The sequence below is a fragment of the Psychromonas sp. psych-6C06 genome (assembly GCF_002835465.1).
GTDB lineage: Bacteria > Pseudomonadota > Gammaproteobacteria > Enterobacterales > Psychromonadaceae > Psychromonas.
On record NZ_PIZM01000001.1, the window covers coordinates 695,403 to 719,259 of the forward strand.

The following is a 23,857-nucleotide window of genomic DNA, read 5'->3' on the forward strand; positions in this document are numbered from 1 at the left end:
CATTAACTAAAAATTAGGCAAAAATACGTTAAAGTATAAATTACTTAGTGTGCATCAAGGCAAACGCAAGGTAAATATACTGCCTTGCGAATGTTGTTTATTTTCTAATAAAATGTGACCTTGTAACTGCTTTGTTTTGTGTTCGGCTGCTATTCGCTTAGCAAATAACAGGCCAAGGCCGCTTCGGCCTTTATTGGCATTGAATTCGGATTGAGTCTGCTCACTAACTGCTAACATATGTGAAGGGTATCCTTCGCCGTCATCTTCGACCTGTATATTAAGAAACTTATCCTGATAGAAAGCACGTAAGGTGATCTCTGTGGTTGTATGGCGTAAGGCATTCACAAAAACATCGCCAATTAAGTAGGTGATTAAATCTTGATCAAAGTAGCCAAATAATGAATCGTCTACCTCTAAATTTATTTTGAAATGATGACTGTTAAGATAGAGTCTATTTTTTTCTATGACTTCTTGCAAAACTTCAGCCACATAATGCTCTTCAATGTAAACGGGTAACTTTTTATTTTCGTCTCGATATAAAGCTAATAGCTGCATTAATGTACCATTTATGCGCGAGGTTTGATAATGGAGATCCGCAAAAGCTTTATGTTGGGACGCATTGAGGTTATTCGATTGTGCTAAATTTTCTATCGATTGTAACAACATAAATAGCGAATTTTTCATATCGTGAGCACTCGTCGCTAAAATCGTACTAAAATCGAGCGTTTCTTCATTATTCATAGCTATCTCACAGGGTAATATTGTTTAGTTGATTCATTTTGAAGCTCTCCATTTAATAAGTATTTTTGAAGTTGCCTTTCTAAAGTTGCAGCTGAAGCTTACTCTTAATGGTATACACCGATATCAAACTAGCAGAGTCGTAAACAACAACTGCGCATTGAATAGAACTCTGATAAACTTCAAAACACCCTATAAAAATAGCATAACTATTGGCAAATATATGAAATTACAACAATTACGTTATATCGTTGAAGTGTTAAACCATAACCTAAATGTTTCAGCGACTGCTGAGAGTTTATTTACATCTCAGCCTGGCATCAGTAAGCAGGTGCGTATGTTGGAGGATGAGCTTGGTATTCAAATATTTGAGCGAAGTGGTAAACACCTTACCCAAGTGACGCCAGCCGGAAAAGATATCATTCGTTATGCATCCGAAATTTTGGGTAAAGTTGAAAGTATTAAATCTGTAGCAAGACAATATACACAGCCAGACCAAGGTACACTAAATATAGCCACGACACATACCCAGGCTCGATATGCGTTACCAGAAGTCATTCAAGGTTTTATCAAACGTTACCCTCATGTTTCGCTACATATGCATCAAGGTACACCAACACAAATCAGTGAGTCTGTGGTCAAAGGAAAAACCGACTTTGCGATTGCAACCGAAGCGATGCACTTATATCAAGACTTGATCATGCTCCCATGCTATCACTGGAATCGAAGCGTCATTGTGCTTAAAGACCATCCATTAGCTCAATTAGATAAAATCAGCGTTGCAGATATTGCAGAGCATCCAATAGTGACGTATTTATTTGGCTTTACCGGCCGTTCAGAGCTTGATGAGGCTTTTAATGCGGCAGGTTACACCCCAAATGTTGTTTTTACAGCTACTGATGCAGATGTGATTAAAACCTATGTAAGGTTAGGTCTCGGTGTAGGTGTTGTGGCGACAATGGCGGTCAATGAAGAAGATGAATTTTGTGTTATTGATGCGAGCCATATTTTTAAATCTAGTACAACGAGCATCGGGTTTAGGAAAGGTACTTTCTTACGTGATTACATGTATGAATTTATGGTGCGTTTTGCACCACACTTAACACGTCCTTTGGTTGAAAAAGCCATTCAATTAAAATATACCGACGAGGTAAATAAATTGTTCAAAGATATCGAGTTACCAACTCGTTAATATTTTTAAGATAATTCATCATTCAGGCAAGGCAGTATCTTACTGACCTTGTCTAAACATTCTTGGTACTCATCATCGGCCTTTGAGTCCGCGACTAAGCCACCGCCAGCAGCGCAATAAATTTTACCTTCAACACATATTAATGTTCGGATCGCGATATTCATATCCATAGTTCCATCTGCACTTATATAACCAATACTGCCACAGTAACTATGGCGACTGTCTGGCTCAAGTTCTGCAATAATTTCCATTGCACGTATTTTCGGTGCTCCGGTGATTGAGCCTCCGGGAAAACTCACTCGCAGTAAATCTTCAACATTAAATTTTGAATTGAGTTTACCGATAACTGTGCTTACAAGGTGATGTACTGCAGGAAAACTTTCAATTTCAAACAGTGCCGGTACTTTGACACTGCCTGGAATGCAAACTCGGCCAATATCATTTCGTAATAGATCGACAATCATCAAGTTCTCGCTACGATCTTTTTCAGAATGTTGTAATGCATTTTGACTTATTAAGTCTTTATCCTTTTCTTTATATCGCGGGCGTGTCCCTTTAATCGGTTTACTCTCGACAGTTCCATCATTAAATTTTAAAAACCGCTCAGGAGAAAGAGATAAAATGACCTGCTCCGGAAGTCTCACGAAAGCTGCAAACGGCGGTTTGTTTTGCGATAATAGCTTTTTATAAGCAAGGTATTCGTCACCTTGATAATTTGCATTGAAACGTTGTGCCAAATTTACCTGATAGCAATCACCACTTAGAATATACGCCTGAACTTTAGCAAACTTATCTCGATATTGTTTTATATCCATATTGGATTGCCAGTTACTGGTCAATTGAAATGGGTTAGTATTTTCTTGAAAAGTAATTTGTTTCATTAACCAGTTATAACGATCTTGCCAGTGATTGTTCGAGTTAAAAGTTGACAATGTGCAATGGTGGCTTACTAATTGAAACTGATCATTTTTATGATCATATAAAAGTGCCCAATCGTAAAAGCCCACACTTAATTCTGGAAGAGATAAAGAATTGGGTGTTGTAGCATTATCGATTTTTTCAAATTGATAACCAAGTTCGTAATCTATTGCGCCTAATACACCACCAATAAAGGGAATATTGTGTTGCGTTTGTGCGATTGGAAAGAGTTGCATTCGTTGTTGATGTATAAAGGCAAACGGATCTTCATTTTCTTGTTTAACAAACTCGCCTTGTTGATAGGTAAAACTGCCTGATGTGGATTGTAATGTGGCAACTGGCAACGCAGAAACAATGCTCCACTTGCTATCAACATGTGAACTATCTGCTGATTCTAAAAATACACTCCATGTGTGTTTACTGAGAGCACTCTTTAAACGTTCAAATTGTGTCATTGTTAAAGAAATAGGGCGTATTTGTATATTTGTGGGGCAATTAGTCATATTTATTCGAATTTAGGCAACAGTTTTGTAACAAATGGGTTGTGGTTTTTGTGAGGCAGATTACCATTCAATCGATTAGATATCAGCTACTTTCTGGAGATTTATATGACCGTCATTAAACAGCAAGATTTTATTAATAGCGTTGCCAACGCATTACAGTTTATCTCATATTATCATCCCATCGATTTTATCGATGCGTTAGATAAAGCCTATCAAATAGAAGAAAACCCGGCAGCTAAAGATGCAATTGCGCAAATCCTTATCAACTCTCGTATGTCAGCAGAGGGAAAACGTCCCATTTGTCAAGATACAGGTATTGTCACTACCTTTGTTAAAATTGGTATGAATGTTCGCTTTGAAACAGAGATGACCGTACAAGAATTAGTTGATGCAGGTGTGCGTCAAGCATATTTAGATCCAAGTAATCCGCTACGCGCTTCTATCGTAAGCGACCCTGCTGGTACTCGAAAAAATACCAAGGATAATACACCTTCGGTTGTTCATGTAGAGATGGTGCAAGGTAATACGGTTGAAGTGATGATTGCGGCAAAAGGGGGCGGTTCTGAAAACAAAGCAAAAATGGCAATGTTGAACCCATCTGACTCGATTGAAGATTGGGTAGAAAAAACAGTTCCTAGCATGGGGGCTGGTTGGTGCCCTCCCGGTATGTTAGGAATAGGTATTGGTGGCACCGCTGAAAAAGCCGCTGTTATGGCAAAAGAGTCTTTGATGGAGCCTATTGATATTTTTGAACTACATGAAAAAGCAAAACAGGGAACTTCATCGCTAACCACTGATGAAAAGTTGCGTTTGAATATTATGGATCGTGTTAATGGTCTAGGAATAGGCGCTCAAGGGTTAGGCGGATTAACAACAGTGTTAGACATTAAAATTAAGAGTTGCCCAACCCATGCAGCTTCTAAACCAGTCGTCATGATTCCAAACTGTGCAGCAACCCGACACACACATTTTACACTTGATGGTAGTGGTGAAGCACAACTACATACTCCGAAGTTATCAGACTGGCCTGAAATTACACGTGAAGTCGGCGAAAACACACATCGTGTTAATGTTGATGATCTTAGCAAAGCTGATATGTCTACTTGGAAGAGTGGTGACACACTATTGTTATCTGGTAAAATTTTAACAGGCCGAGATGCTGCTCATAAACGTATCCATGAATTGATCACTTCAGGAAAAGGTTTACCTGATGGTGTTGACTTTAAAGGGCGCTTTATCTACTACGTTGGCCCTGTTGACGCTGTCCGCGATGAAGTTGTGGGTCCTGCAGGCCCAACCACAGCAACACGTATGGATAAGTTCACTGACTTTATGCTCGAAGAGACAGGCTTACTCGGTATGATTGGTAAATCAGAACGTGGCCAGGCGACAGTTGACTCTATTGCTAAACATCAATCTGTATATCTGATGGCAGTGGGTGGTGCCGCTTATCTTGTTTCGAAAGCAATTAAAAAATCACGTGTTGTCGCTTTTGAAGATCTTGGTATGGAAGCTATTTATGAATTTGAAGTGGAAGATATGCCTGTGACAGTTGCCGTTGATAGTAAAGGAAATAATGTACATTCACAGGGCCCTGCTATTTGGAAGGCCAAAATTGCTGATTTAGATAAGAAAATGTCAGAATAAATTGCTTGATAAAGTGTTCGGATGGTATAACAACATTTGAATCTAATACTCATGTGACTTCTTTACTTACAATATGTATTGCATTAGCTGTTGTAGTACTAATTAAAGCAAATCAGTCATGTGAAATCATAGCGACTTAATAAGGAAAAGTTATGTTTGAACAAGTAAGTATGGCGCCTGCTGATCCAATTCTGGGGTTAACGGATGCATTTAAAAAAGATACACGCAGCCACAAAATTAACCTAGGTGTTGGTATCTACAAAGATGAAAGTGGTCAAACACCTATTCTAGCAACTGTAAAAGAAGCAGAAAAGCGCCTACTTGCTACTGAACAGACTAAAAGCTACCTCACTATTGAAGGTATTGCCGCTTACGGGACTGCTGTCCAAAAGTTGTTGTTTGGTGCGGATTCTGAAATTATTAGTGCTAATCGTGCTCGTACAGCTCAAGTTCCTGGTGGTACTGGTGCATTAAGAACAGGGGCAGATTTTGCGCTTAAAAAGTTAGGTATCAGAAAAATTTGGGTAAGCAACCCAACTTGGGCAAATCATGGCAATGTATTTACGACTGCTGGCCTAAAAGTAGCAGCTTATGATTATTACAATGCTGAAACCCGAGATCTTGACTTTGAAGCCATGCTCGCATCATTACAAAATGTTGAAGCTGGCGATCTCGTTTTATTCCACGGTTGTTGTCATAACCCAACAGGTATTGACCCAACACTTGAACAGTGGGAAGTGCTAGCAAAATTAATTGCTGACTTAGGTGCAGTACCATTTTTTGATTTCGCTTACCAAGGTTTTGCAAAAGGAATCGAAGAAGATGCACAAGGGCTTCGCATATTCACTAAATATAACAAAGAGTTGTTAGTTGCTAACTCATTCTCAAAAAACTTTGGTTTATATAATGAGCGTGTTGGTGGTATTACACTTGTTGCTGAAGACAGTGATATCGCAGACTCAGCATTTAGCCAAATTAAATCCGGCATACGCTCGAATTATTCAAACCCGCCTGCTCATGGTGCTGCTGTTGTAACAACGATTCTTGAAGATGAACAACTTTATGCGCAATGGGATAAAGAAGTTGCAGATATGCGAGATCGTATTCAAGAGATGCGTGATCTATTTGTGGCAACACTAAAAGAAAAAGGCGTTGATGGTGACTACAGCTTTATCAGTCGCCAAAACGGCATGTTTTCATTTTCAGGATTGAGTGTTGAACAAGTAAACCAACTTAAAGATGAATTTGCAGTTTATATTGTTGGCTCCGGTCGAATTTCTGTTGCAGGAATGACCAAAGAAAATATGCAACCACTTTGTGATGCGATTGCAAAAGTGATCTAAATTTAGATTAATAATAAAATTAGGGTTATCTTACTTTTGTAGAGTGAGGTAACCCTTTTCTATAAAAAGAGTGCCATGACTAATCGAATTAATCAAAGCCTTGCTTACTTAAATAATCTACGAAAAATTCCTCTTGATCCTGCATCAATAGATTGTTTGTATTCTTCAAAATCTTTTAAAGAAGCGTTGCTTAGCCAGATAAAAAATGCAAAGTATCGCATTTATCTCACTGCGTTATATCTAGAGCATGATGAAGCGGGTATTGAAATATTACTTGCACTATATGAGGCTAAAAAAGCTAACCCAGCGATAAATGTTGTTGTTTGTATCGATTATCACCGAGCGCAACGTGGCTTGATTGGCCAAAAAAAATCTACAGCAACTAATGCAACGTGGTATCAAGAGGTTGAAAAAGCACAGAAACTTGGTGTTAAAATTATTGGCATTCCAGTAAAACGAAAAGAGCTCTTTGGTGTACAGCACTTAAAAGGATTTGTATTTGATACGCAGGTCTTATACAGCGGTGCGAGCATGAATAACATTTATCTACATCAACATGATCGTTACCGTTATGATCGCTATTGGCTTATCCATAATGCTAAGCTTGCAGATTCTCTGGTGTCATTTTTAAATAAAGAACTGATCGGTAGTGGGGCAGTTGCTTCATTAAATAGTGAAGTGATAACACCAATGAGTGAACTTAAGACCGCGCATAAGAAATTAACACGTACTTTAAAGCAAGCTCGCTTTGAATTTGAAGGTGAGCGTACATCTGATTGTTTAGCTGTAACCCCTTTAAGTGGTTTTGGATCACGACAGAATAAGTTAAATCAATCAATCCGTAAACTGTTACAAAGCGCACAACATGAAGTCCTAATATTTACTCCATATTTTAATCTTCCAACTGCAATATCACGTGACATAAGTGGTTTGCTTAAACGTGGAGTGAAATTAACATTAGTGGTGGGAGACAAAACTGCTAATGATTTTTATATTCCTGAAGATAAGCCATTTCGTACCATTGGCGCACTGCCTTATCTGTATGAAACAAATTTAAAGCGATTTGCAAAAAAACATCAAGCTCGCCTTAACACCGGTCAACTTAATTTGAAGCTTTGGCTTCACGATAACAACAGTTTTCATTTAAAAGGGTTATATATTGATAATAGATATATATTACTCACTGGACATAATTTAAACCCCCGAGCCTGGAGGTTAGATGTTGAAAATGGTTTATTAATTGATGATCCTAACCAACAGATCAAGAACTTAATTGATAAAGAATCACAACAGGTTTTCGAAAATACACAATTAATTACCAGTCCAGAGCAGATTCAAGATGTTTCTGAATACCCCGAAAAAGTGAAAAAAATATTAGTTCGATTACGCCGAATTAAAGCAGATAAAATAGTTAAAGGTATTATTTAATTGCTTCTTATATTAAGTTATCTGCTGTTAGGAGCGATAGCTGGGCTAATAGCTGGAGTTTTTGGCTTAGGTGGGGGGATTATCATTGTCCCTACACTTATATTTACCTTTACTTACCTTAACTTCCCAACTGAGATATTGACCCATCTTGCAGTTGGGACGTCACTTTCTACCATACTTTTTACTTCTCTCAGCGCAATTTACACGCATCATCAACACAGTAAGATTAATTGGCAACTTGCGTATAAACTTGGGATTGGTTTATTGATAGGTGGCTTTGTTGGAGCCTATTTTGCAGACCAATTTTCAGGGCAACTGTTGCAACGTATATTTGCACTTTATAGCTTAACAGTTGCCGCCCAAATGTGGTTTGGATGGCAACCCAAAGGAAACTTTAATTTACCCAAAGGGATTGCATTAAAAGCGATTGGTGGGGGAATTGGTATATTATCGGGCTTATTTGGTATTGCGGGCGGTTCGCTAGTGGTACCAATCCTTGTTCTTTATAAAGTAAAGATTACCGAAGCGATAACAACGGCGGCGGTAACCGGCTTCCCGATTGCACTATCAGGAACCGTTGGTTATATGCTGATGGGGTATAATAATGCAGATCTACCAATTTATAGCTTTGGTTACGTATATCTACCAGCTACCATAGGTATCATAATGAGTAGTACAATATTTTCAAAGGTGGGTGCTAAGTTGGTACATACACTCCCTGCGGAAAAACTCAAAAAAGCATTTGCAATTGTTTTATTAGTCGGCGCTATCAAGCTGTTTTTTTAATTAATCGTTGTTTAATTAAGCATTCAAATTATAAAGCGCAATTAGCTGTTGATATCAGTTTTTAGATACGTATAATTCATCGCATCAAGTCGTTAAGAACAACTTGATAACAGTGACAATGGTAGGCTTCTTGGTTCCTCGCATTGATAACTTATTAACCTGGTCAGAGCCGGAAGGCAGCAGCCATAGTAGGTGATTCAAGTGCCGAGGGTTTGCTGGGGAGTCTGCCACCCACAACTATCATTTCAAGCTTTCAAAGGCCTAGCAATGAACAAGTCTGGCTACAAATCAAATTTCGACACCTCCCTAAAAATATCGCATTTCTCACCTAAGTATTGGGGAACATGGTTTCTTCTTTTTATTCTATTTCTATTTAGTTATTGCCCTATTCGTCTGCGTGATCGTTTTGCCGGACTAGTCGCCAAAACTATTTATAACAAGAAGTTTCTCAACAAGCGTAAAAAAATTGCTTTCACAAATCTTGGTTTATGTTTCCCTGAATATAGTGAGCAACAAAAAGATATACTGATGCGTAAAAATGTACGTGCACTTGCTCAGATTGCACTATCTCTGGGGGAGCTATATTTCCGAAGTAAAAAGCATGTACTCAAGCGAACTAATGTCATTGGTGCGGAATATATTAAACAGGCTGAGCAGCAGGGTAAATCAATCATATTTCTGGGGCCACACTGTTATGGGTTAGATTTTGGTGGCGTTGCAGGAATTAATGCACGCGGTCATTCTTTATCGAGTATGTTTAACGATTACAGGAATCCTATATTTGACTGGTTTGTTACCAGCTATCGTACTCGATTTACGCATGAAATTGGTAAAGGTACTCTCTATCATCGTAGCGAGGGACTCAAACCTGCTATCAAAAGTTTGCGTGATAAGGTACATTTTTATTACCTTCCTGATGAAGATCATGGTCGTGATGAGAGTGTTTTTACTGATTTTTATGCAACTCAGAAAGCTACATTGCCGATCATTGGACGATTAGCAAAACTTGGTCGTGCGGTTGTGATACCATTTTACACTGTCTACAACGAGCAATCTGCTCAATACGATGTCACTTTTCATGCCCCTTTAAACGATATTCCTAGTGGTGATGAAGTACAGGACACATTAATGATGAATCAAGCCATCGAAAAGCTAATTGATATCGAACCAAGTCAATATATGTGGACCTTAAAATTACTTAAAACAAGACCAGATGAAGCAGAGCGGATCTATTAAACTTAATTGCAACTAACTGAATAATAAAAGCCGTTTAGATTAATAAACGGCTTTTTGCTTTAATGAAAACTAATTTACTGAGCGTTTAAGCGTTGCCCTGTTATTGATTTACTGTCATCACTTAAAAGGTATAAATAAGTTGGCATAATCTCCAACGGTGTTTTTAATAATGAAGCATCTTCTGCGGGGAAAGCGTTTGCACGCATACCTGTACGTGTTGCACCTGGATTAATCGCATTAAAGCGTAGGGTACTGTTTTCAAACTCATCAGCTAGCGTTTGCATCATACCTTCCGTAGCAAACTTTGAGATACTATATATGCCCCAGTATGCTCGGCCTTTATTACCTACTCCTGATGTAGTAAAAACTGTTGTGCTGTTTGGCGCCAAAGCTAAAACAGGAATTAAAGCTTTAGTTAACAAATACTGTGCTGTGACATTAATTTGCAATACCTCATCCCAAGTACTTTTTTCAATTTGAGCAAATTGACCCAATACACCAAGTTGTGAAGCGTTATGAACAAGTCCATCTAGTTTTCCATATTCCCGTTTTATCGTATCTGCTAAATCGGTGTAATGCTCTTCAGTTGCTCCACTTAAATCAAGAGGTACTATTGATGCTTGTTGTTGCCCTAATTTTTCGATTTCATCGTAAACGGCTTCTAATTTTTTAACCGTTTTGCCAAGCAATATGACTGATGCTCCTTTTTCTGCACACTCAATTGCTAATGTCTTACCAATACCGTCACCAGCACCAGTGATTAAGATAGTTTTGTTTGCTAAACAGTCAGCTTTTGCTTGATATTCTTTCATATTATTTCTCGTTGAACTTAAATTATGCAAATAGTAACTTTTTTTAGCTAAAAGACTCAAACTTTTTGTACCTGAGCTTAGTTTTTGTCATGATATGCCACATTAATCTATTGATAAGGAATATTACGGTGGAATTTTTATTTGAATATGGGCTATTTCTTGCTAAAGCGGTTACTTTTGTAGTCACCGTGGCTGCGTTATTGATCATCGTTATTGCATTGACTAGTAAGCAAAAAAATAAAAAAGGCGAGGTTGAGTTAACCGATCTTTCTGAGCAATTAAAAGAAACTAAAAAATCAATCGAAGAGCAACTACTGTCAGCACCACAATTAAAAGAACGTCATAAAAAAGAGAAGAAAGCCGCTAAAGAGAAGCAAAAGCTAGATAAAAAATTAGCTAAAGAAGGAGATGACAATAGCTCCCTTGCACAACTATATGTAATCGACTTTAAAGGCAGTATTGATGCAAAGGAAGTGAGTTCACTACGTGAAGAGATAACCGCAATTCTTTCGGTTGCGACTGAGCAAGATGAAGTGTTTGTACGTCTTGAAAGTGGTGGTGGTATGGTACATGGCTATGGTTTGGCTGCATCACAGTTACAACGCATAAAAGATAAAAAAATACCGCTAACTATTTCAGTTGATAAAGTGGCTGCGAGCGGTGGTTACATGATGACTTGTATCGCAGATAAAATCATTGCGGCGCCTTTTGCTATACTAGGTTCAATTGGTGTTATTGCACAAATCCCGAACTTTAATAAAGTTCTTAAAAAACATGATATCGAATTTGAACAGTTAACTGCGGGTGAATATAAACGTACACTAACAATGTTTGGCGAGAACGATGAACAAGGTCGCAACAAATTCAAACAAGAATTACAAGAAACGCATGATTTGTTCAAACATTTTGTGAGTGAACATCGTCCAGTTATTGATATAGAAGAAGTTGCAACGGGTGAACATTGGTATGGCTTGCAAGCCATTAAACTTAAACTTATCGATGCCATCTCAACCAGTGATGACTATTTATTGTCGCAACTAGACAATCGACATATTGTGCAGATTAAGTATACGCAACGTAAAAAACTAGCAGAAAAATTTGGACATAGTGCATCAAAAGCAGTCGAGAATAGTCTATTAACACTCATGCAAGTGAATCTTAGCCGTCTGTTTAAGTAAATTGCGCGAATTATAAGCATATTAGTGAGCCAACTATCATCAAGTTGGCTTTTTTATCTCATTTTACATTGTATTTGAAAATATAAGTTGCTATTCGCCGTTACTTTGGCTTATATAAAAAGGGAATTCAGCGGATGAATCAAATATTAGTGTCGCACCTCTCAATCATGACTACTTTAGGGCTAGAAGAATTATGAGCAAATCTCTTGTTATTGTGGAATCACCTGCAAAAGCAAAAACCATCAACAAATACCTTGGCAAAGACTTTATTGTCAAATCAAGTGTCGGTCATATTCGCGATCTTCCAACGAGTGGCAGCGCTAAGAAAAAGATAGATGCCAAGAGTAAAAAGTCATTAGCGGGCATGACGGCTGCTAAAAAAGAGAAAGAAAAAGCAAAACGCGCACAGGAAGCGCTTGTGACAAGAATGGGGATCGACCCCAATAATAATTGGAAGGCACACTACGAAATTCTTCCCGGTAAAGAGAAAGTGGTTAGTGAACTTCAAAAACTTGCTATAGATGCACCTACAATTTACCTTGCATCGGATTTGGATAGAGAAGGTGAAGCGATTGCTTGGCATCTGAAAGAAATTTTAGGTGGTGATGACAGTAAGTTTCAACGTGTTGTGTTTAATGAGATCACTGAGTCTGCAATACAAGAAGCATTCAATAATCCCACCGAACTTAATTTAAATAGCGTTAAGGCCCAGCAAACACGTCGCTTCTTAGATCGTGTAGTAGGGTTCATGGTTTCACCACTACTTTGGAAAAAAGTTGCACGAGGTTTATCTGCTGGACGTGTTCAATCGGTAGCAGTAAGGCTACTAGTTGAACGTGAACGTTTAATTAAGGCTTTTAATCCAGATGAATACTGGGATTTACACGCTCAGACAAAAAGTAAAGATAACAATGAACTTCGCCTTGAAGTATTTAAAGAGGACGGTGTTAGCTTTAAACCAACTACTGAGAAAGAGACCAACAAAGCGGTTTCAGTGCTACAAAATGCATCTTTTAAATTACTTTCTCGTGAAGATAAACCGACTAAAAGTAAAGCCAGTGCACCTTTTATTACCTCAACACTACAACAGGCTGCCAGTACACGACTAAGTTTTGGTGTTAAGAAAACAATGATGTTAGCGCAACGCCTTTATGAAGCCGGCTACATTACTTATATGCGTACAGATTCTACCAATCTAAGCAAAGATGCAGTGGCTTCGGCACGTGATTATATTAATGCAGAGTTCGGAAGTAACTATTTACCAAAAGATCCGGTTACTTATAGCAGTAAATCTGGTGCACAAGAAGCCCATGAAGCAATTCGACCTTCTGATGTAACTCAATTAGCTGCCTTATTGGTTGGTGTTGATCGTGACGCGATGCGCTTATATGAACTAATTTGGCGTCAGTTCTTGGCTTGTCAAATGTTACCTGCACTATATGACGCTACTACTTTAGTTGTAGAAGCAGATAATTACTTGCTTCGTGCTAAAGGTCGCACAATGCGTTTTGCCGGTTGGACAAAAGCGCAACCTGTTGCAAAAAGTAAAGTTGATGAAGTGCAATTACCGGATCTGGCAATCGGAGAAAAAATTGAGCTTGTTGAGCTAGAACCAAGACAACACTTTACCAAACCTCCTGCTCGTTTTACTGAAGCTGCTTTAGTAAAAGAACTGGAAAAGCAGGGTATTGGTCGACCTTCTACCTATGCAAGTATTATTTCAACCATTCAAGATCGTGGTTATGTAAAAGTAGATAAACGTCGTTTTTATGCGGTCAAAATGGGGGAAATAGTCAGTGATCGTTTGAGTGAAAATTTCGTTGATTTAATGAGCTATGATTTTACCGCAGAAATGGAAGCTAATCTCGATGCAATTGCTGAAGGTAAAGCTGACTGGATTGAAGAATTAGACCGTTTCTATAAAGACTTAACTTCACTTTTAGAAAAAGCAGAATTGCCTGAAGATGAAGGAGGAATGCGCCTAAACGAGCCTGTTGCTATTAAAGAGGTGCGTTGTCCAACCTGTGAACGTGAAATGGGAATTCGTACTGCTTCAACTGGCGTATTTTTAGGATGTTCCGGTTACGCTTTACCACCGAAAGAGCGTTGCAAAACAACGATTAACTTAGTTGATGGCGAAGAAGTTGAAGATATTTTAAGTAGTGAAGACCTTGAAACTGCAGCTTTGATGGCCAAGAAGCGTTGCCCTAAATGTGATATGGCAATGGACAGTTACCTTATTGATGAAAAACGTAAGTTACATGTTTGTGGTAATAATCCTATCTGTGATGGGCATATTGTCGAGCAGGGTGAATTCAAAATCAAAGGCTACGATGGACCTGTTGTTGAATGTGACAAATGTGGTAACGATATGCAGCTTAAAGATGGTCGCTTTGGTAAGTACATGGGCTGTACTAACGAAGAGTGTAAAAACACACGTAAAATTCTGCGCAATGGTGAAGTTGCACCACCAAAAGAAGATCCTGTTCATTTACAAGAGTTACCTTGTGAGCAAAGCGATGCATACTTCATTTTGCGTGATGGGGCTTCTGGTTTGTTTTTAGCTGCCAGTACCTTCCCACGCTCTCGTGAAACCCGTGCCCCCAAAGTTGCTGAATTAGCTAAATTTAAAGATCGAATTTCACCTAAGTTTCATTATTTAGCGCAAGCTCCGCAAACGGATCCTAATGGAAATCCAGCTGTTGTGCGATATAGTCGTAAAAATAAAGAACAATATGTAATGACTGAGATAGATAAAAAAGCGACGGGCTGGACTGCTAAATATGTTGATGCCAAGTTGGTCGATGACGTGTTAACAGGTGGCAAGTGGGTAGAAGAGCAAACCAAGAAAAGGGCTGTTAAGAAAAAGAAAGCCTGATTTCGATTGGTAAAAGCAACATAATTCAAATTATATGAAGTATGTGAACTAAAATTTTGTTTATTAGAAAGGTAGCTAAGGCTACCTTTTTTGTTTCCTAATTTCCCCGATGCCCGTGTGCTCTGTAGGTAAAATCCCATTTCAGCTCACAAACACGCTAGTTTCATGTTAATGGCAATTGCATGTGAGCCATCGCATAGAATGAACCTTCCTAGCGATTATTATTTGACCATTCTCAAACTTTTATAATTGCTATTCAATGCAAATATTTAATTAGCCTAATTTAAAAGGTGATTATATAAATTGAGATAGCAGATGCCGATATATTCCCTATTGAGTGAATTAGACCGTAAGGTCATCTTGTTCACTCATGAAAAACGTCAACGCGATAAGAAACCCATTCCTAATGGCGCCTTAAATGAGGAGTTTAGAGCATTTATTGTCACCGAAGGAGAATATATACTTTGGGAGTTGGAAAAGCGCAAACTCACTGAGGCTGAGGTTGTAGCCCATGCTTGGTTAGTAACCTCTGCTAATAACATATCCTTAGTTTTTGATTTCAAAAAAAACAATCAATTATCTGTTTCAAGTTTGTTTGATGATGAACACTGTATTGGTGTTTGGCAACTTGAACATGGAATACTAAAAGTATGCTTTGAATATCACGGTCACAGTTATGATATCAACATCATTGCCAATAATAATCGTTCCATACATTCAGCGTTACAAATAATCGATAATGAAAGTGCTGAATTATTAAAAGTAGCGCCAATAAGTGATCCTAAAAACGGTAAAGCTTTAATTGACTAACTAAGAGGTTATTGATGTCTGAACATATTGGTTTGTTAACGCGTGATACAATTGCACTTATTTTAGCCGGTGGTAAAGGAAGTCGACTAAAGCAATTGACAGAAGATCGTGCGAAGCCCGGATTACCCTTTGGTGGTAAGTATAAGATTATCGATTTTACACTCTCCAATTGCATGAACTCTGGTATTCGCCGTATTGATGTGTTGACACAATATAAATCAGCTGAGTTGTTATCACATATTCAAAAGGCATGGAGTCGAATGCCATGGGAACTCGGTGAATACGTCAACATCGTACCCGCGCAACAACAAATAGGCGATCTCTGGTATCGCGGTACCGCAGATGCTGTTTTCCAAAACCTCAAACAACTGCGTAAACAACATTGTAAATATGTATTAATCCTTGGTGGCGATCATATCTATAAAATGGATTATAGCCGGATGTTACGCCGCCATGCCCAAAAGGGGGCAGAAATATCTATTGCTTCTATCCCTGTAAAATCGACTAATGCTTCAGCATTTGGCGTACTTAATGTGGACAGTGACATGCGGGTACATGAATTTGTTGAAAAACCGGAGCATCCACCAGAGATACCTGATAACCCAGGTAAATCATTAGTATCAATGGGTGTTTATATCTTTAACTTCGATACGTTAGAAAAACTGTTGATGGAAGATGCATGTCTTTCAGCTTCTAAACATGATTTTGGCTACAGTATTATTCCAAAAGCGATTGAATCAGAATCTGTTTATGCATATATCTTTGATGATGAAGGATGTGCAGATGTTCAGGCTTATTGGAAAGATGTCGGTACGGTTGATCAATATTTTCGAGCAAATTTAGATTTGGTACAAATAGAGCCTGAATTAAATTTATATGATTCGCATTGGCCTATCTATTCATTTCAAGAACAGCTTCCCGGTGCAAAGTTTATTTTTGATCAAGATGATTGTAGAGGACAAGCGATCGATAGTGTTATCACTGCGGGTTGTATCATCTCTGGTGCATTGGTGAAGAAATCATTGTTATCAACACGCGTGACCGTAGAACGTCATAGTGTCGTTGAACAATGTGTTATTTTACCTAATGTCTCTATAGGTAAACGTTGCAAATTATATAATGTATTGGTTATTGAAGATTGTATTATTCCTGATGACTTTTGCATCGGACATGATTATGAAAGTGATAAAAACTTTTATGAAATATCTGAAAGTGGAGTCATTTTAGTCAATCAACAGATGATTGATAACTTTTTGAAAATTGAGCATGGAGGTTAGATTCAAAAACGGTATACTTCATTTTTTGAAATTTTGGGTGAAGATGGATGCGGATTGCTTTAGGGATTGAATATGATGGAGCGAACTATTATGGTTGGCAGCGTCAAAAAGAGGTTGTTTCGGTACAACAAAAGCTAGAAGAAGCGCTTTCGATCATCGCTAATCATAACGTAATTGTTAACTGTGCCGGAAGAACGGATGCAGGTGTTCATGGCACAGGGCAAGTCGTGCATTTTGAAACCACTGCTGATCGCAAAGATGTTGCTTGGACACTCGGTGTTAATGCCAATCTCCCTAAAGATATCGCAGTACGTTGGGTAAAGCGTGTTGATGATACATTTCATGCGCGTTTTAGCGCAACGGCACGACGCTACCGTTATATTATCTACAATGCTCCCTTTAGACCCGGTATTCTTAATGCGGGCTTAAGTCATTATCATTACCCACTTAATGAAGCTTTAATGCAGCAAGCAGGACAATATATTGTCGGAGAGCATGATTTTACTTCTTTTCGTGCATTGCATTGCCAAGCTAACAGCCCCATTCGATGTATAGAATATTTAACCATTACTCGACGTGTAAATTTCATCATTATCGATATCAAAGCCAATGCCTTTTTACATCATATGGTACGAAATATAGCTGGTAGTTTAATTGAAGTCGGTCGAGGCAATCAGCCCGTTGATTGGTTAAATACACTATTAGCATTAAAAGATCGTGCCAAAGCGGCTGCAACGGCAAAGCCGGGGGGCTTATATCTTGTTGAAGTAGACTATCCAAGTGAGTTCGAGTTACCTAAACCCGCTATAGGTCCGCTATTTTTAGACGAGTAATTGCGTCTATATCGCTATCGGTTTTGAAAGTGAATTTACAAAGGTGTTGAGAGTCACATGAACGAAAAAAATTTAAATGAATGGTTAACTTATCTTGAGCAATTACACCCAACAGAAATAGAACTTGGCTTAACACGAATCGGTCAGGTTGCAGACACGTTAAACCTGATCAATTTTGATGCGAAGGTGATCACCGTTGCAGGCACTAATGGTAAAGGGACAACGTGTGCCTTTTTAGAAGAAATTTTAGTGCAAGCGGGTTACAAAGTTGGTGTATATAGCTCTCCTCATATTCAACGTTACACTGAGCGTTTGCGCATTAATAAACAAGAGATGCCAGAGCATCTTCATTGTCAGGCTTTTCGCCAAGTTGAAAAAGCTCGTGCCGGTATATCACTTAGCTATTTTGAGTATGTAACTCTTGGTTGTTTATCAATATTAAAAGATCAGCAATGTGACTTTATATTGTTAGAAGTTGGTCTCGGTGGACGTTTAGATGCAACTAATGTAGTTGAGTCTGATGTTAGCGTGGTAACCACAATAGGAATTGACCATATTGACTGGTTAGGGGATGATCGAGAAAAGATTGGCTTCGAGAAAGCGGGGGTTTTTCGTGCTTTAAAACCGGTTGTATGTGGAGAAATTGATGTACCACAATCATTAATAAATCATGCCCAAACACTTGAATGTGATATCCGTTATGCAAACATCGATTTTACAGCTTCAGTAAACGATAAAGGATGGTCTTGGGCAGGTAAAACCACGCTGTCTAATTTACCATTAACTTTAATGCCTCTGCAAAATGCATCAACCGCACTTGCCGTTATTGAAGCCTTAGGTTTAACACTTCCTGAAACTTTATTACGAAAAGCTATTGGAGAGGCTAAACTAGCAGGGCGCCTACAAAAAGTAGAAATGGATGCATCCATTGAGATTTATCTTGATGTAGCACATAACCCGCAATCAGCCAATTATCTTGCAAGCCAACTAAAAAAATTACGTAAACCTGATGGAAAAATTTTTGCTATAGTGGGCATGCTTGAAGATAAAGATATCGCCGGTACCTTTTCAGTCATTAATGAATGTATAGACCACTATCACTTTATTTCGCTTAACTGTTATCGAGGAGCATCTTCACAAACTTTGCTTAGTCACTATCAATCTAGTGAACACGCTATTGCAAAGGTAAAATGTTTCGATAATATAGCGTCTGCATATAGTAGCGTACAAGAACATTTGAGTGACTCAGACACAATCATTGTTTTTGGCTCTTTCTATACCGTCTCTGATTTCTTAACACTTTCACAAGGGTAACTCGTGGCTTCTCAGTTTCAAAATAGATTAGTTGGTATTAGTATTTTAGTAGCGTGTGTAGTGATTTTTTTACCTTCCATTATTGATGGTAAAAAAATGGCCTATGAAGATGAATTTGTGGCAACACCAATCAATCCTGAGTTTAAAGCGCACACACAGCAACTTGATACTAACTCATCTACTAGTCCATTGTCGGAACAGAAGGAGCCTAAGACAGCAAACGTGGAAAATGACACTATTGCAGATGATGAATGGCAAGTTGAAGAAATGACAACGCCCGTCACTATCGAAGCTCCAAAAGAGAGTATAATTGCAGAAGTTAAAACAGAAATAAAAACAGCCAGCAATACGCAGCCGGTTGCAAAGCCGACCCAAAAGCCAATGCTAAAAGCTGCTTGGACTATTCAACTTGGTGCATTCCAAAATGCTGCCAATATCAACTCATTACTCAAAACCCTACATAAAGCTGGCTTTCAAGCACATACAGTCCCTAGAGATGTAATCGACGGTGAACTAACTCGTCTATTCGTTGGCCCTGATGTATCAAAAGAAAAATTACAGAAACAACTTCCACGCTTAAAAAGACTGACTCAACTAGAGGGTAAATTACTGCCCTTTGACGCTGTTAATCCTTAAATTATTACAGCATTGTGGCTATTTTTCTGATAGAATCCGCATCGTTTAAAACGTTCAAATTATAAGGACCGCAATGAGCTGGTTTGATCTTACTATATTAGGTATTATCGCTTTTTCTGCCCTGATTAGCCTAATTCGTGGCTTTACCAAAGAAGCAATTTCTCTCGTTACTTGGTTCTGTGCATTTTTTATTGCCAGTAACTTTTATCCAGAAGTTGCTGGATTCCTTACCCAGCTTGACGACCAACTTATCCGTAACTCTGTCGCTATCGCGATCCTATTTATCTCTGTTTTATTACTCGGTGCAGTGATTAACTACATTGTTAATCGTCTTGTCGCAGTAACAGGACTTTCAGGAACAGATAGATTACTTGGCGTTTTATTTGGCGCTATACGTGGTGTACTAATTGTCAGTGCATTACTATTTTTTATTGACTCATTCACCTCATTTAACGAAGCAAATTGGTGGAAAGAGTCATCCCTCATCCCAGAGTTTGGCATTATCATTGAATGGTTTTTTAGTCACTTGGAGAACTCCTCTAGTTTCTTACAAAATCTTTCCAGTTAAATTTATATAAGCAACATCAACCACTTATTTTGGTAAGTGAAACATATTAATTATTAAATAAAGGCGTGAATTTATGTGTGGAATCGTTGGCATCGTTGGGGCAACACCTGTTAATCAAAGTATCTATGATGCGTTAACAGTATTACAACATCGAGGACAAGATGCAGCTGGTATCATCACTATTGCTGATGGTAATTTTAAACAGCGTAAAGCAAATGGTTTAGTGAAAGATGTATTTGAATCTAAACACATGCAACGCCTTAAAGGTGATATTGGTATTGGTCACGTACGTTACCCAACCGCGGGTAGCTCCAGTGCTGCTGAAGCACAGCCTTTCTACGTAAACTCTCCTTGGGGAATGGCACTTGCTCATAACGGTAACTTAACGAATGCAACTGATTTACGTAAAGCCGTAGCAAAGTCTCGTCGTCATATTAATACTACTTCTGACTCCGAAGTGTTACTAAATGTTTTTGCTGCTGAATTAAATAAAGTTGAAAATGATCGATTAACAGAAAATGATATCTTCGATGCTGTTTCTGCTGTTCATGAACAAGTCAGCGGTGCTTACGGTGTTGTTTCATTAATTATTGGACACGGTATGGTTGCCTTCCGTGATCCTGATGGTATTCGTCCTTTAGTACTGGGCTCTCGTAAAACAGAAGAGGGCGATATGGAATATATCGTTGCCTCTGAAAGTGTCGGCTTAGACACTATCGGTTTCCAAGTGATGCGTGATGTTGAACCGGGTGAAGCAATTTATATCACCGAAGATCGCCAACTGTTCAGTAAACAGTGTGCGTCGAAAACAACGCTGCACCCATGTATCTTCGAATATGTTTACCTTGCACGTCCTGACTCAACATTAAGCGGTGTATCTGTTTATGAAGCACGTCTTGAAATGGGTCGTAAACTTGGTGCGAAAATTAAACGTGAATGGGCTGATATTGAGATTGATGCGGTTATTCCAATTCCAGAAACTTCAAATGATATTGCGTTAGAGATCTCTGTTGAATTAGGTATTCCTTACCGTCAAGGTTTTGTAAAAAACCGTTACATCGGTCGTACCTTCATCATGCCAGGTCAAACACAACGTCGTAAATCAGTTCGTCGTAAACTTAATGCCATTAACGCTGAGTTTAAAGGTAAATCAGTATTACTGGTTGATGATTCTATTGTTCGTGGTACCACTTCTGAGCAGATCGTTGAGATGGTTCGTGATGCTGGCGCAAAAAATGTTTACTTTGCATCTGCTGCACCACAAGTTTGTCATCCTAATGTTTACGGAATCGATATGCCAACGGCTGAAGAGTTAATCGCTTATAACCGTAGCGATGAACAGATCAGTGATTGTATCGGCAGTGATAAATTAATCTTCCAAGACCTACAAGATCTTAAAGATGCTGTACATAAACAAAACCCTGCAATTGATGGTTTTGAATGTTCTGTCTTTGATGGTGTATATGTTACTGGTGATGTAGATAAAGGTTACTTCGATTACCTAGCAAGCCTACGCAGCGAAGATGCTAAACAGATCCAAGAGCAGAAAGAAGAGATTGCAAGTCTTGAAATGCATAACGAAGACTAAGTGACATTAAGCTGGCAGCTATTTGCTTTAAGCTTTTAGTAAAAAACCAGATCAATCGATCTGGTTTTTTTTATGCCTGTAACAAAGTAGGAAACGCTGACTGATCGCGTGTCAGTTCACCAAGCGTCAAAGTGTGGGACTGTCAGATATAAAAAAGCCAACTTAAAGTTGGCTTATTATTTATGATTTATTTGATCAGAGATTAAAAATCTGCACTGCCTGGTGAGCGTGGGAAAGCAATTACGTCACGGATGTTTTGCACACCAGTTACGTAAGAAACTAAACGCTCGAAACCAAGACCGAAACCTGCGTGTGGCACTGTTCCGTATTTGCGTAAATCGCGGTACCAGCTGTAATCGCTCATATCAAGATCCATCTCTGCAAGACGTTTATCTAACGCTTCAAGATCTTCTTCACGTTGACTACCACCGATGATTTCGCCAATTCCTGGAGCTAAAACATCCATCGCCGCAACAGTCTTACCATCTTCATTAAGTTTCATGTAGAACGCTTTAATGTCTTTCGGATAATTTTGCAGAATAATCGGTGCACCGATATGCTCTTCAGCAAGGTAACGCTCATGCTCAGATTGTAAATCGACACCCCATTCAACCGGGTATTCAAAGGCTTTATCACAATTTTGTAAGATTTCGATCGCTTCCGTGTAATCCATACGTACAAACTCAGAGCTAACCATTTTTTCTAAACGTGTAATGGCTTCTTTATCGACACGTTGTGCAAAGAAGGCCATATCATCAGCACGCTCAGTTAGCACTGCGTTGAATACATATTTAAGCATATCTTCGGCAAGTTGTGCTGCATCTGCTAAATCGGCAAAGGCAATTTCAGGCTCAACCATCCAGAACTCTGCAAGGTGACGAGTTGTGTGAGAGTTTTCAGCACGGAACGTTGGACCGAAGGTGTATACGTTGCTTAATGCACAGGCATAAGTTTCAGCATTTAACTGACCTGATACCGTCATGAACGTCTCTTTACCAAAGAAGTCTTGTTTATAGTCCACTTTACCCGCTTCTGTTTTTGGCAAGTTTTCTAAATCAAGTGTACTTACACGGAACATTTCACCTGCACCTTCACAGTCAGATCCTGTGATGATAGGTGTACTGATCCAGTTAAAGCCTTTTTCATAGAAGAAGTTATGGATAGCATGTGATAAACAGTTACGCACACGTGTAACCGCACCAATAATGTTAGTACGTGGACGTAAATGCGCGTGCTCACGTAAATATTCGATGCTGTGGCGTTTCGCTGACATTGGGTAAGTATCAGGGTCTTGAACAAAACCGTGTACTTTTACAGCCGTTGCCTGAATTTCAAAGCTTTGACCTTTTCCTGGGCTTTCAACTAATTCACCCGTAACACTAACAGAGCAACCTGCAGTGAGATTTAAAACATCAGAGGTATAATTTTCTAGATCTGAAGGAACAACAGCTTGAATCGGATCAAAACATGAACCGTCGTAAATCGCTAAAAAAGAGATCCCCGCTTTAGAATCACGACGCGTACGTATCCATCCGTTAACTGTCACTGTTTCGCCAATTGGGAATTTGTCGTTGAATATTTCAACAATTGCTGTTTTTGACATCTGAATTAATGCTCCATAATCACAGTTTTCACTGTTTTTTTGTAAAAAATTTAATAGAGGCATATCTTACCTTGGCGGTAGCGAGATACAAGTCTATGATTTGATAATACGTGATTTTTCACCATGTTTAGCTTTATTGGGGTTTACCATGCAACAACAATTTGAACGACAACGCTTTCATAACGCACATGAGTGGCGTCGATTTTTTATGTTATGGCTTACTGTCATATTATGGGGAGCATTTCTGGCGTATATGCTGTTGTTTCATTACCAACGTGAAATGTTCGAACCGATTATCATGAATCACTTCGAGATTACTTCTGCCTCTAATTACCAATTTGTAGAAATACAACTGTTTATGTACCTATTATGGTCCTGTTGTATTGTTTCTGTACTAGCGATAGTAAACACCTGGGGCAAGAAACGCCGGCCTGGAGACAATACACCTGATAAATTTTTAATTGTGATCATGTCTGCCACTGTTTTATTTGCTTTTTATTATGCGAAAACCGACCTCAATTATCTCAATGGCCAACTTTCAATGTTAGCCAATCTATTTGGTGAGTAAT

20 protein-coding genes and 1 other RNA gene are annotated in these 23,857 nt (G+C 38.7%); 17 read left to right on the forward strand and 4 right to left on the reverse strand.

The window, feature by feature from the left end:
- Positions 1 to 54 precede the first annotated feature (54 nt).
- Entirely contained in the window at positions 55 to 741 is a 687-nt protein-coding gene (locus CW745_RS03055) for a HAMP domain-containing sensor histidine kinase (RefSeq protein WP_101107034.1), read from the reverse strand.
- A 220-nt stretch (positions 742 to 961) separates the two neighbouring features.
- Here CW745_RS03055 and cysB point away from each other — a divergent pair, with 220 nt between their 5' ends.
- The gene (gene cysB / locus CW745_RS03060) at positions 962 to 1,930 is read left to right on the forward strand and encodes an HTH-type transcriptional regulator CysB (RefSeq protein WP_101107035.1); all 969 of its coding nucleotides are present in this window, start codon (positions 962 to 964) and stop codon (positions 1,928 to 1,930) included.
- A gap of 5 nt (positions 1,931 to 1,935) precedes the next feature.
- Here the strand turns inward: cysB and pabB are convergent, their stop codons facing one another.
- Positions 1,936 to 3,351, reverse strand: coding sequence for an aminodeoxychorismate synthase component I (gene pabB, locus CW745_RS03065; RefSeq protein WP_101107036.1), 1,416 nt, complete (start codon positions 3,349 to 3,351; stop codon positions 1,936 to 1,938).
- A gap of 105 nt (positions 3,352 to 3,456) precedes the next feature.
- On the opposite strand from pabB, the gene CW745_RS03070 reads away from it, so the two are divergent.
- The 6 genes from CW745_RS03070 (at position 3,457) to lpxM (ending at position 9,791) form a co-directional block, all read left to right on the forward strand.
- Entirely contained in the window at positions 3,457 to 4,998 is a 1,542-nt protein-coding gene (locus CW745_RS03070; RefSeq protein WP_101107037.1) for a fumarate hydratase, read from the forward strand.
- Positions 4,999 to 5,150: 152 nt separating this feature from the next.
- Positions 5,151 to 6,341, forward strand: coding sequence for an amino acid aminotransferase (locus CW745_RS03075; protein ID WP_101107038.1), 1,191 nt, complete (start codon positions 5,151 to 5,153; stop codon positions 6,339 to 6,341).
- Between the two features lie 75 nt (positions 6,342 to 6,416).
- Positions 6,417 to 7,769 (forward strand): CDP-diacylglycerol--serine O-phosphatidyltransferase, encoded by a 1,353-nt coding sequence (gene pssA, locus CW745_RS03080; protein WP_101107039.1) that lies wholly within the window; start codon positions 6,417 to 6,419, stop codon positions 7,767 to 7,769.
- Positions 7,770 to 8,555 (forward strand): sulfite exporter TauE/SafE family protein, encoded by a 786-nt coding sequence (locus CW745_RS03085; protein ID WP_101107040.1) that lies wholly within the window; start codon positions 7,770 to 7,772, stop codon positions 8,553 to 8,555.
- A gap of 127 nt (positions 8,556 to 8,682) precedes the next feature.
- An RNA gene (gene ffs, locus CW745_RS03090) (signal recognition particle sRNA small type) lies at positions 8,683 to 8,780 on the forward strand.
- 42 nt (positions 8,781 to 8,822) lie between these two features.
- Positions 8,823 to 9,791 (forward strand): lauroyl-Kdo(2)-lipid IV(A) myristoyltransferase, encoded by a 969-nt coding sequence (gene lpxM / locus CW745_RS03095; protein WP_101107087.1) that lies wholly within the window; start codon positions 8,823 to 8,825, stop codon positions 9,789 to 9,791.
- 74 nt (positions 9,792 to 9,865) lie between these two features.
- On the opposite strand, the gene CW745_RS03100 is transcribed toward lpxM, so the two are convergent.
- Positions 9,866 to 10,603, reverse strand: a complete 738-nt coding sequence (locus tag CW745_RS03100; protein ID WP_101107041.1) for a YciK family oxidoreductase — start codon at positions 10,601 to 10,603, stop codon at positions 9,866 to 9,868.
- Positions 10,604 to 10,731: 128 nt separating this feature from the next.
- Between CW745_RS03100 and sohB the strand changes: the two genes are divergently transcribed.
- The 9 genes from sohB to purF all read left to right on the forward strand — a co-directional run bounded on the left by sohB (position 10,732) and on the right by purF (position 21,685).
- On the forward strand, positions 10,732 to 11,781 hold the full coding sequence (gene sohB, locus CW745_RS03105) for a protease SohB (protein ID WP_153069734.1): 1,050 nt from the start codon (positions 10,732 to 10,734) through the stop codon (positions 11,779 to 11,781).
- Between the two features lie 193 nt (positions 11,782 to 11,974).
- Positions 11,975 to 14,659, forward strand: coding sequence for a type I DNA topoisomerase (gene topA / locus CW745_RS03110; RefSeq protein ID WP_101107042.1), 2,685 nt, complete (start codon positions 11,975 to 11,977; stop codon positions 14,657 to 14,659).
- Positions 14,660 to 14,974: 315 nt separating this feature from the next.
- The gene (locus tag CW745_RS03115) at positions 14,975 to 15,469 is read left to right on the forward strand and encodes a hypothetical protein (protein WP_101107043.1); all 495 of its coding nucleotides are present in this window, start codon (positions 14,975 to 14,977) and stop codon (positions 15,467 to 15,469) included.
- Positions 15,470 to 15,483: 14 nt separating this feature from the next.
- Positions 15,484 to 16,746: a glucose-1-phosphate adenylyltransferase gene (gene glgC, locus CW745_RS03120; RefSeq protein WP_101107044.1), complete on the forward strand. Its 1,263-nt coding sequence runs from the start codon at positions 15,484 to 15,486 to the stop codon at positions 16,744 to 16,746.
- A gap of 47 nt (positions 16,747 to 16,793) precedes the next feature.
- A complete protein-coding gene (gene truA, locus CW745_RS03125) occupies positions 16,794 to 17,579 on the forward strand; it encodes a tRNA pseudouridine(38-40) synthase TruA (RefSeq protein WP_101107045.1) in 786 nt (261 codons plus the stop codon).
- A gap of 57 nt (positions 17,580 to 17,636) precedes the next feature.
- Positions 17,637 to 18,893 carry a bifunctional tetrahydrofolate synthase/dihydrofolate synthase gene (gene folC, locus CW745_RS03130; protein ID WP_101107046.1) on the forward strand — a complete coding sequence of 419 codons (1,257 nt, stop codon included), beginning with the start codon at positions 17,637 to 17,639 and terminating at the stop codon, positions 18,891 to 18,893.
- A gap of 3 nt (positions 18,894 to 18,896) precedes the next feature.
- Positions 18,897 to 19,529, forward strand: coding sequence for an SPOR domain-containing protein (locus CW745_RS03135; RefSeq protein WP_101107047.1), 633 nt, complete (start codon positions 18,897 to 18,899; stop codon positions 19,527 to 19,529).
- Positions 19,530 to 19,602: 73 nt separating this feature from the next.
- On the forward strand, positions 19,603 to 20,097 hold the full coding sequence (locus CW745_RS03140; protein WP_101107048.1) for a CvpA family protein: 495 nt from the start codon (positions 19,603 to 19,605) through the stop codon (positions 20,095 to 20,097).
- Positions 20,098 to 20,170: 73 nt separating this feature from the next.
- Positions 20,171 to 21,685: an amidophosphoribosyltransferase gene (gene purF / locus CW745_RS03145; RefSeq protein ID WP_101107049.1), complete on the forward strand. Its 1,515-nt coding sequence runs from the start codon at positions 20,171 to 20,173 to the stop codon at positions 21,683 to 21,685.
- Between the two features lie 202 nt (positions 21,686 to 21,887).
- Here the strand turns inward: purF and asnS are convergent, their stop codons facing one another.
- Positions 21,888 to 23,288, reverse strand: coding sequence for an asparagine--tRNA ligase (gene asnS, locus CW745_RS03150; RefSeq protein WP_101107089.1), 1,401 nt, complete (start codon positions 23,286 to 23,288; stop codon positions 21,888 to 21,890).
- A 148-nt stretch (positions 23,289 to 23,436) separates the two neighbouring features.
- On the opposite strand from asnS, the gene CW745_RS03155 reads away from it, so the two are divergent.
- Positions 23,437 to 23,856, forward strand: a complete 420-nt coding sequence (locus CW745_RS03155) for a hypothetical protein (RefSeq protein WP_101107050.1) — start codon at positions 23,437 to 23,439, stop codon at positions 23,854 to 23,856.
- Position 23,857 lies beyond the last annotated feature (1 nt).

Coding starts and splice junctions, on each gene's coding strand:
- CW745_RS03055 (WP_101107034.1), bottom strand. CDS start 741: ATGAATAATGAAGAAACGCTCGATTTTAGTACGATTTTAGCGACGAGT.
- cysB (WP_101107035.1), top strand. CDS start 962: ATGAAATTACAACAATTACGTTATATCGTTGAAGTGTTAAACCATAAC.
- pabB (WP_101107036.1), bottom strand. CDS start 3,351: ATGACTAATTGCCCCACAAATATACAAATACGCCCTATTTCTTTAACA.
- CW745_RS03070 (WP_101107037.1), top strand. CDS start 3,457: ATGACCGTCATTAAACAGCAAGATTTTATTAATAGCGTTGCCAACGCA.
- CW745_RS03075 (WP_101107038.1), top strand. CDS start 5,151: ATGTTTGAACAAGTAAGTATGGCGCCTGCTGATCCAATTCTGGGGTTA.
- pssA (WP_101107039.1), top strand. CDS start 6,417: ATGACTAATCGAATTAATCAAAGCCTTGCTTACTTAAATAATCTACGA.
- lpxM (WP_101107087.1), top strand. CDS start 8,823: ATGAACAAGTCTGGCTACAAATCAAATTTCGACACCTCCCTAAAAATA.
- CW745_RS03100 (WP_101107041.1), bottom strand. CDS start 10,603: ATGAAAGAATATCAAGCAAAAGCTGACTGTTTAGCAAACAAAACTATC.
- topA (WP_101107042.1), top strand. CDS start 11,975: ATGAGCAAATCTCTTGTTATTGTGGAATCACCTGCAAAAGCAAAAACC.
- CW745_RS03115 (WP_101107043.1), top strand. CDS start 14,975: ATGCCGATATATTCCCTATTGAGTGAATTAGACCGTAAGGTCATCTTG.
- glgC (WP_101107044.1), top strand. CDS start 15,484: ATGTCTGAACATATTGGTTTGTTAACGCGTGATACAATTGCACTTATT.
- truA (WP_101107045.1), top strand. CDS start 16,794: ATGCGGATTGCTTTAGGGATTGAATATGATGGAGCGAACTATTATGGT.
- folC (WP_101107046.1), top strand. CDS start 17,637: ATGAACGAAAAAAATTTAAATGAATGGTTAACTTATCTTGAGCAATTA.
- CW745_RS03140 (WP_101107048.1), top strand. CDS start 19,603: ATGAGCTGGTTTGATCTTACTATATTAGGTATTATCGCTTTTTCTGCC.
- purF (WP_101107049.1), top strand. CDS start 20,171: ATGTGTGGAATCGTTGGCATCGTTGGGGCAACACCTGTTAATCAAAGT.
- asnS (WP_101107089.1), bottom strand. CDS start 23,288: ATGTCAAAAACAGCAATTGTTGAAATATTCAACGACAAATTCCCAATT.
- CW745_RS03155 (WP_101107050.1), top strand. CDS start 23,437: ATGCAACAACAATTTGAACGACAACGCTTTCATAACGCACATGAGTGG.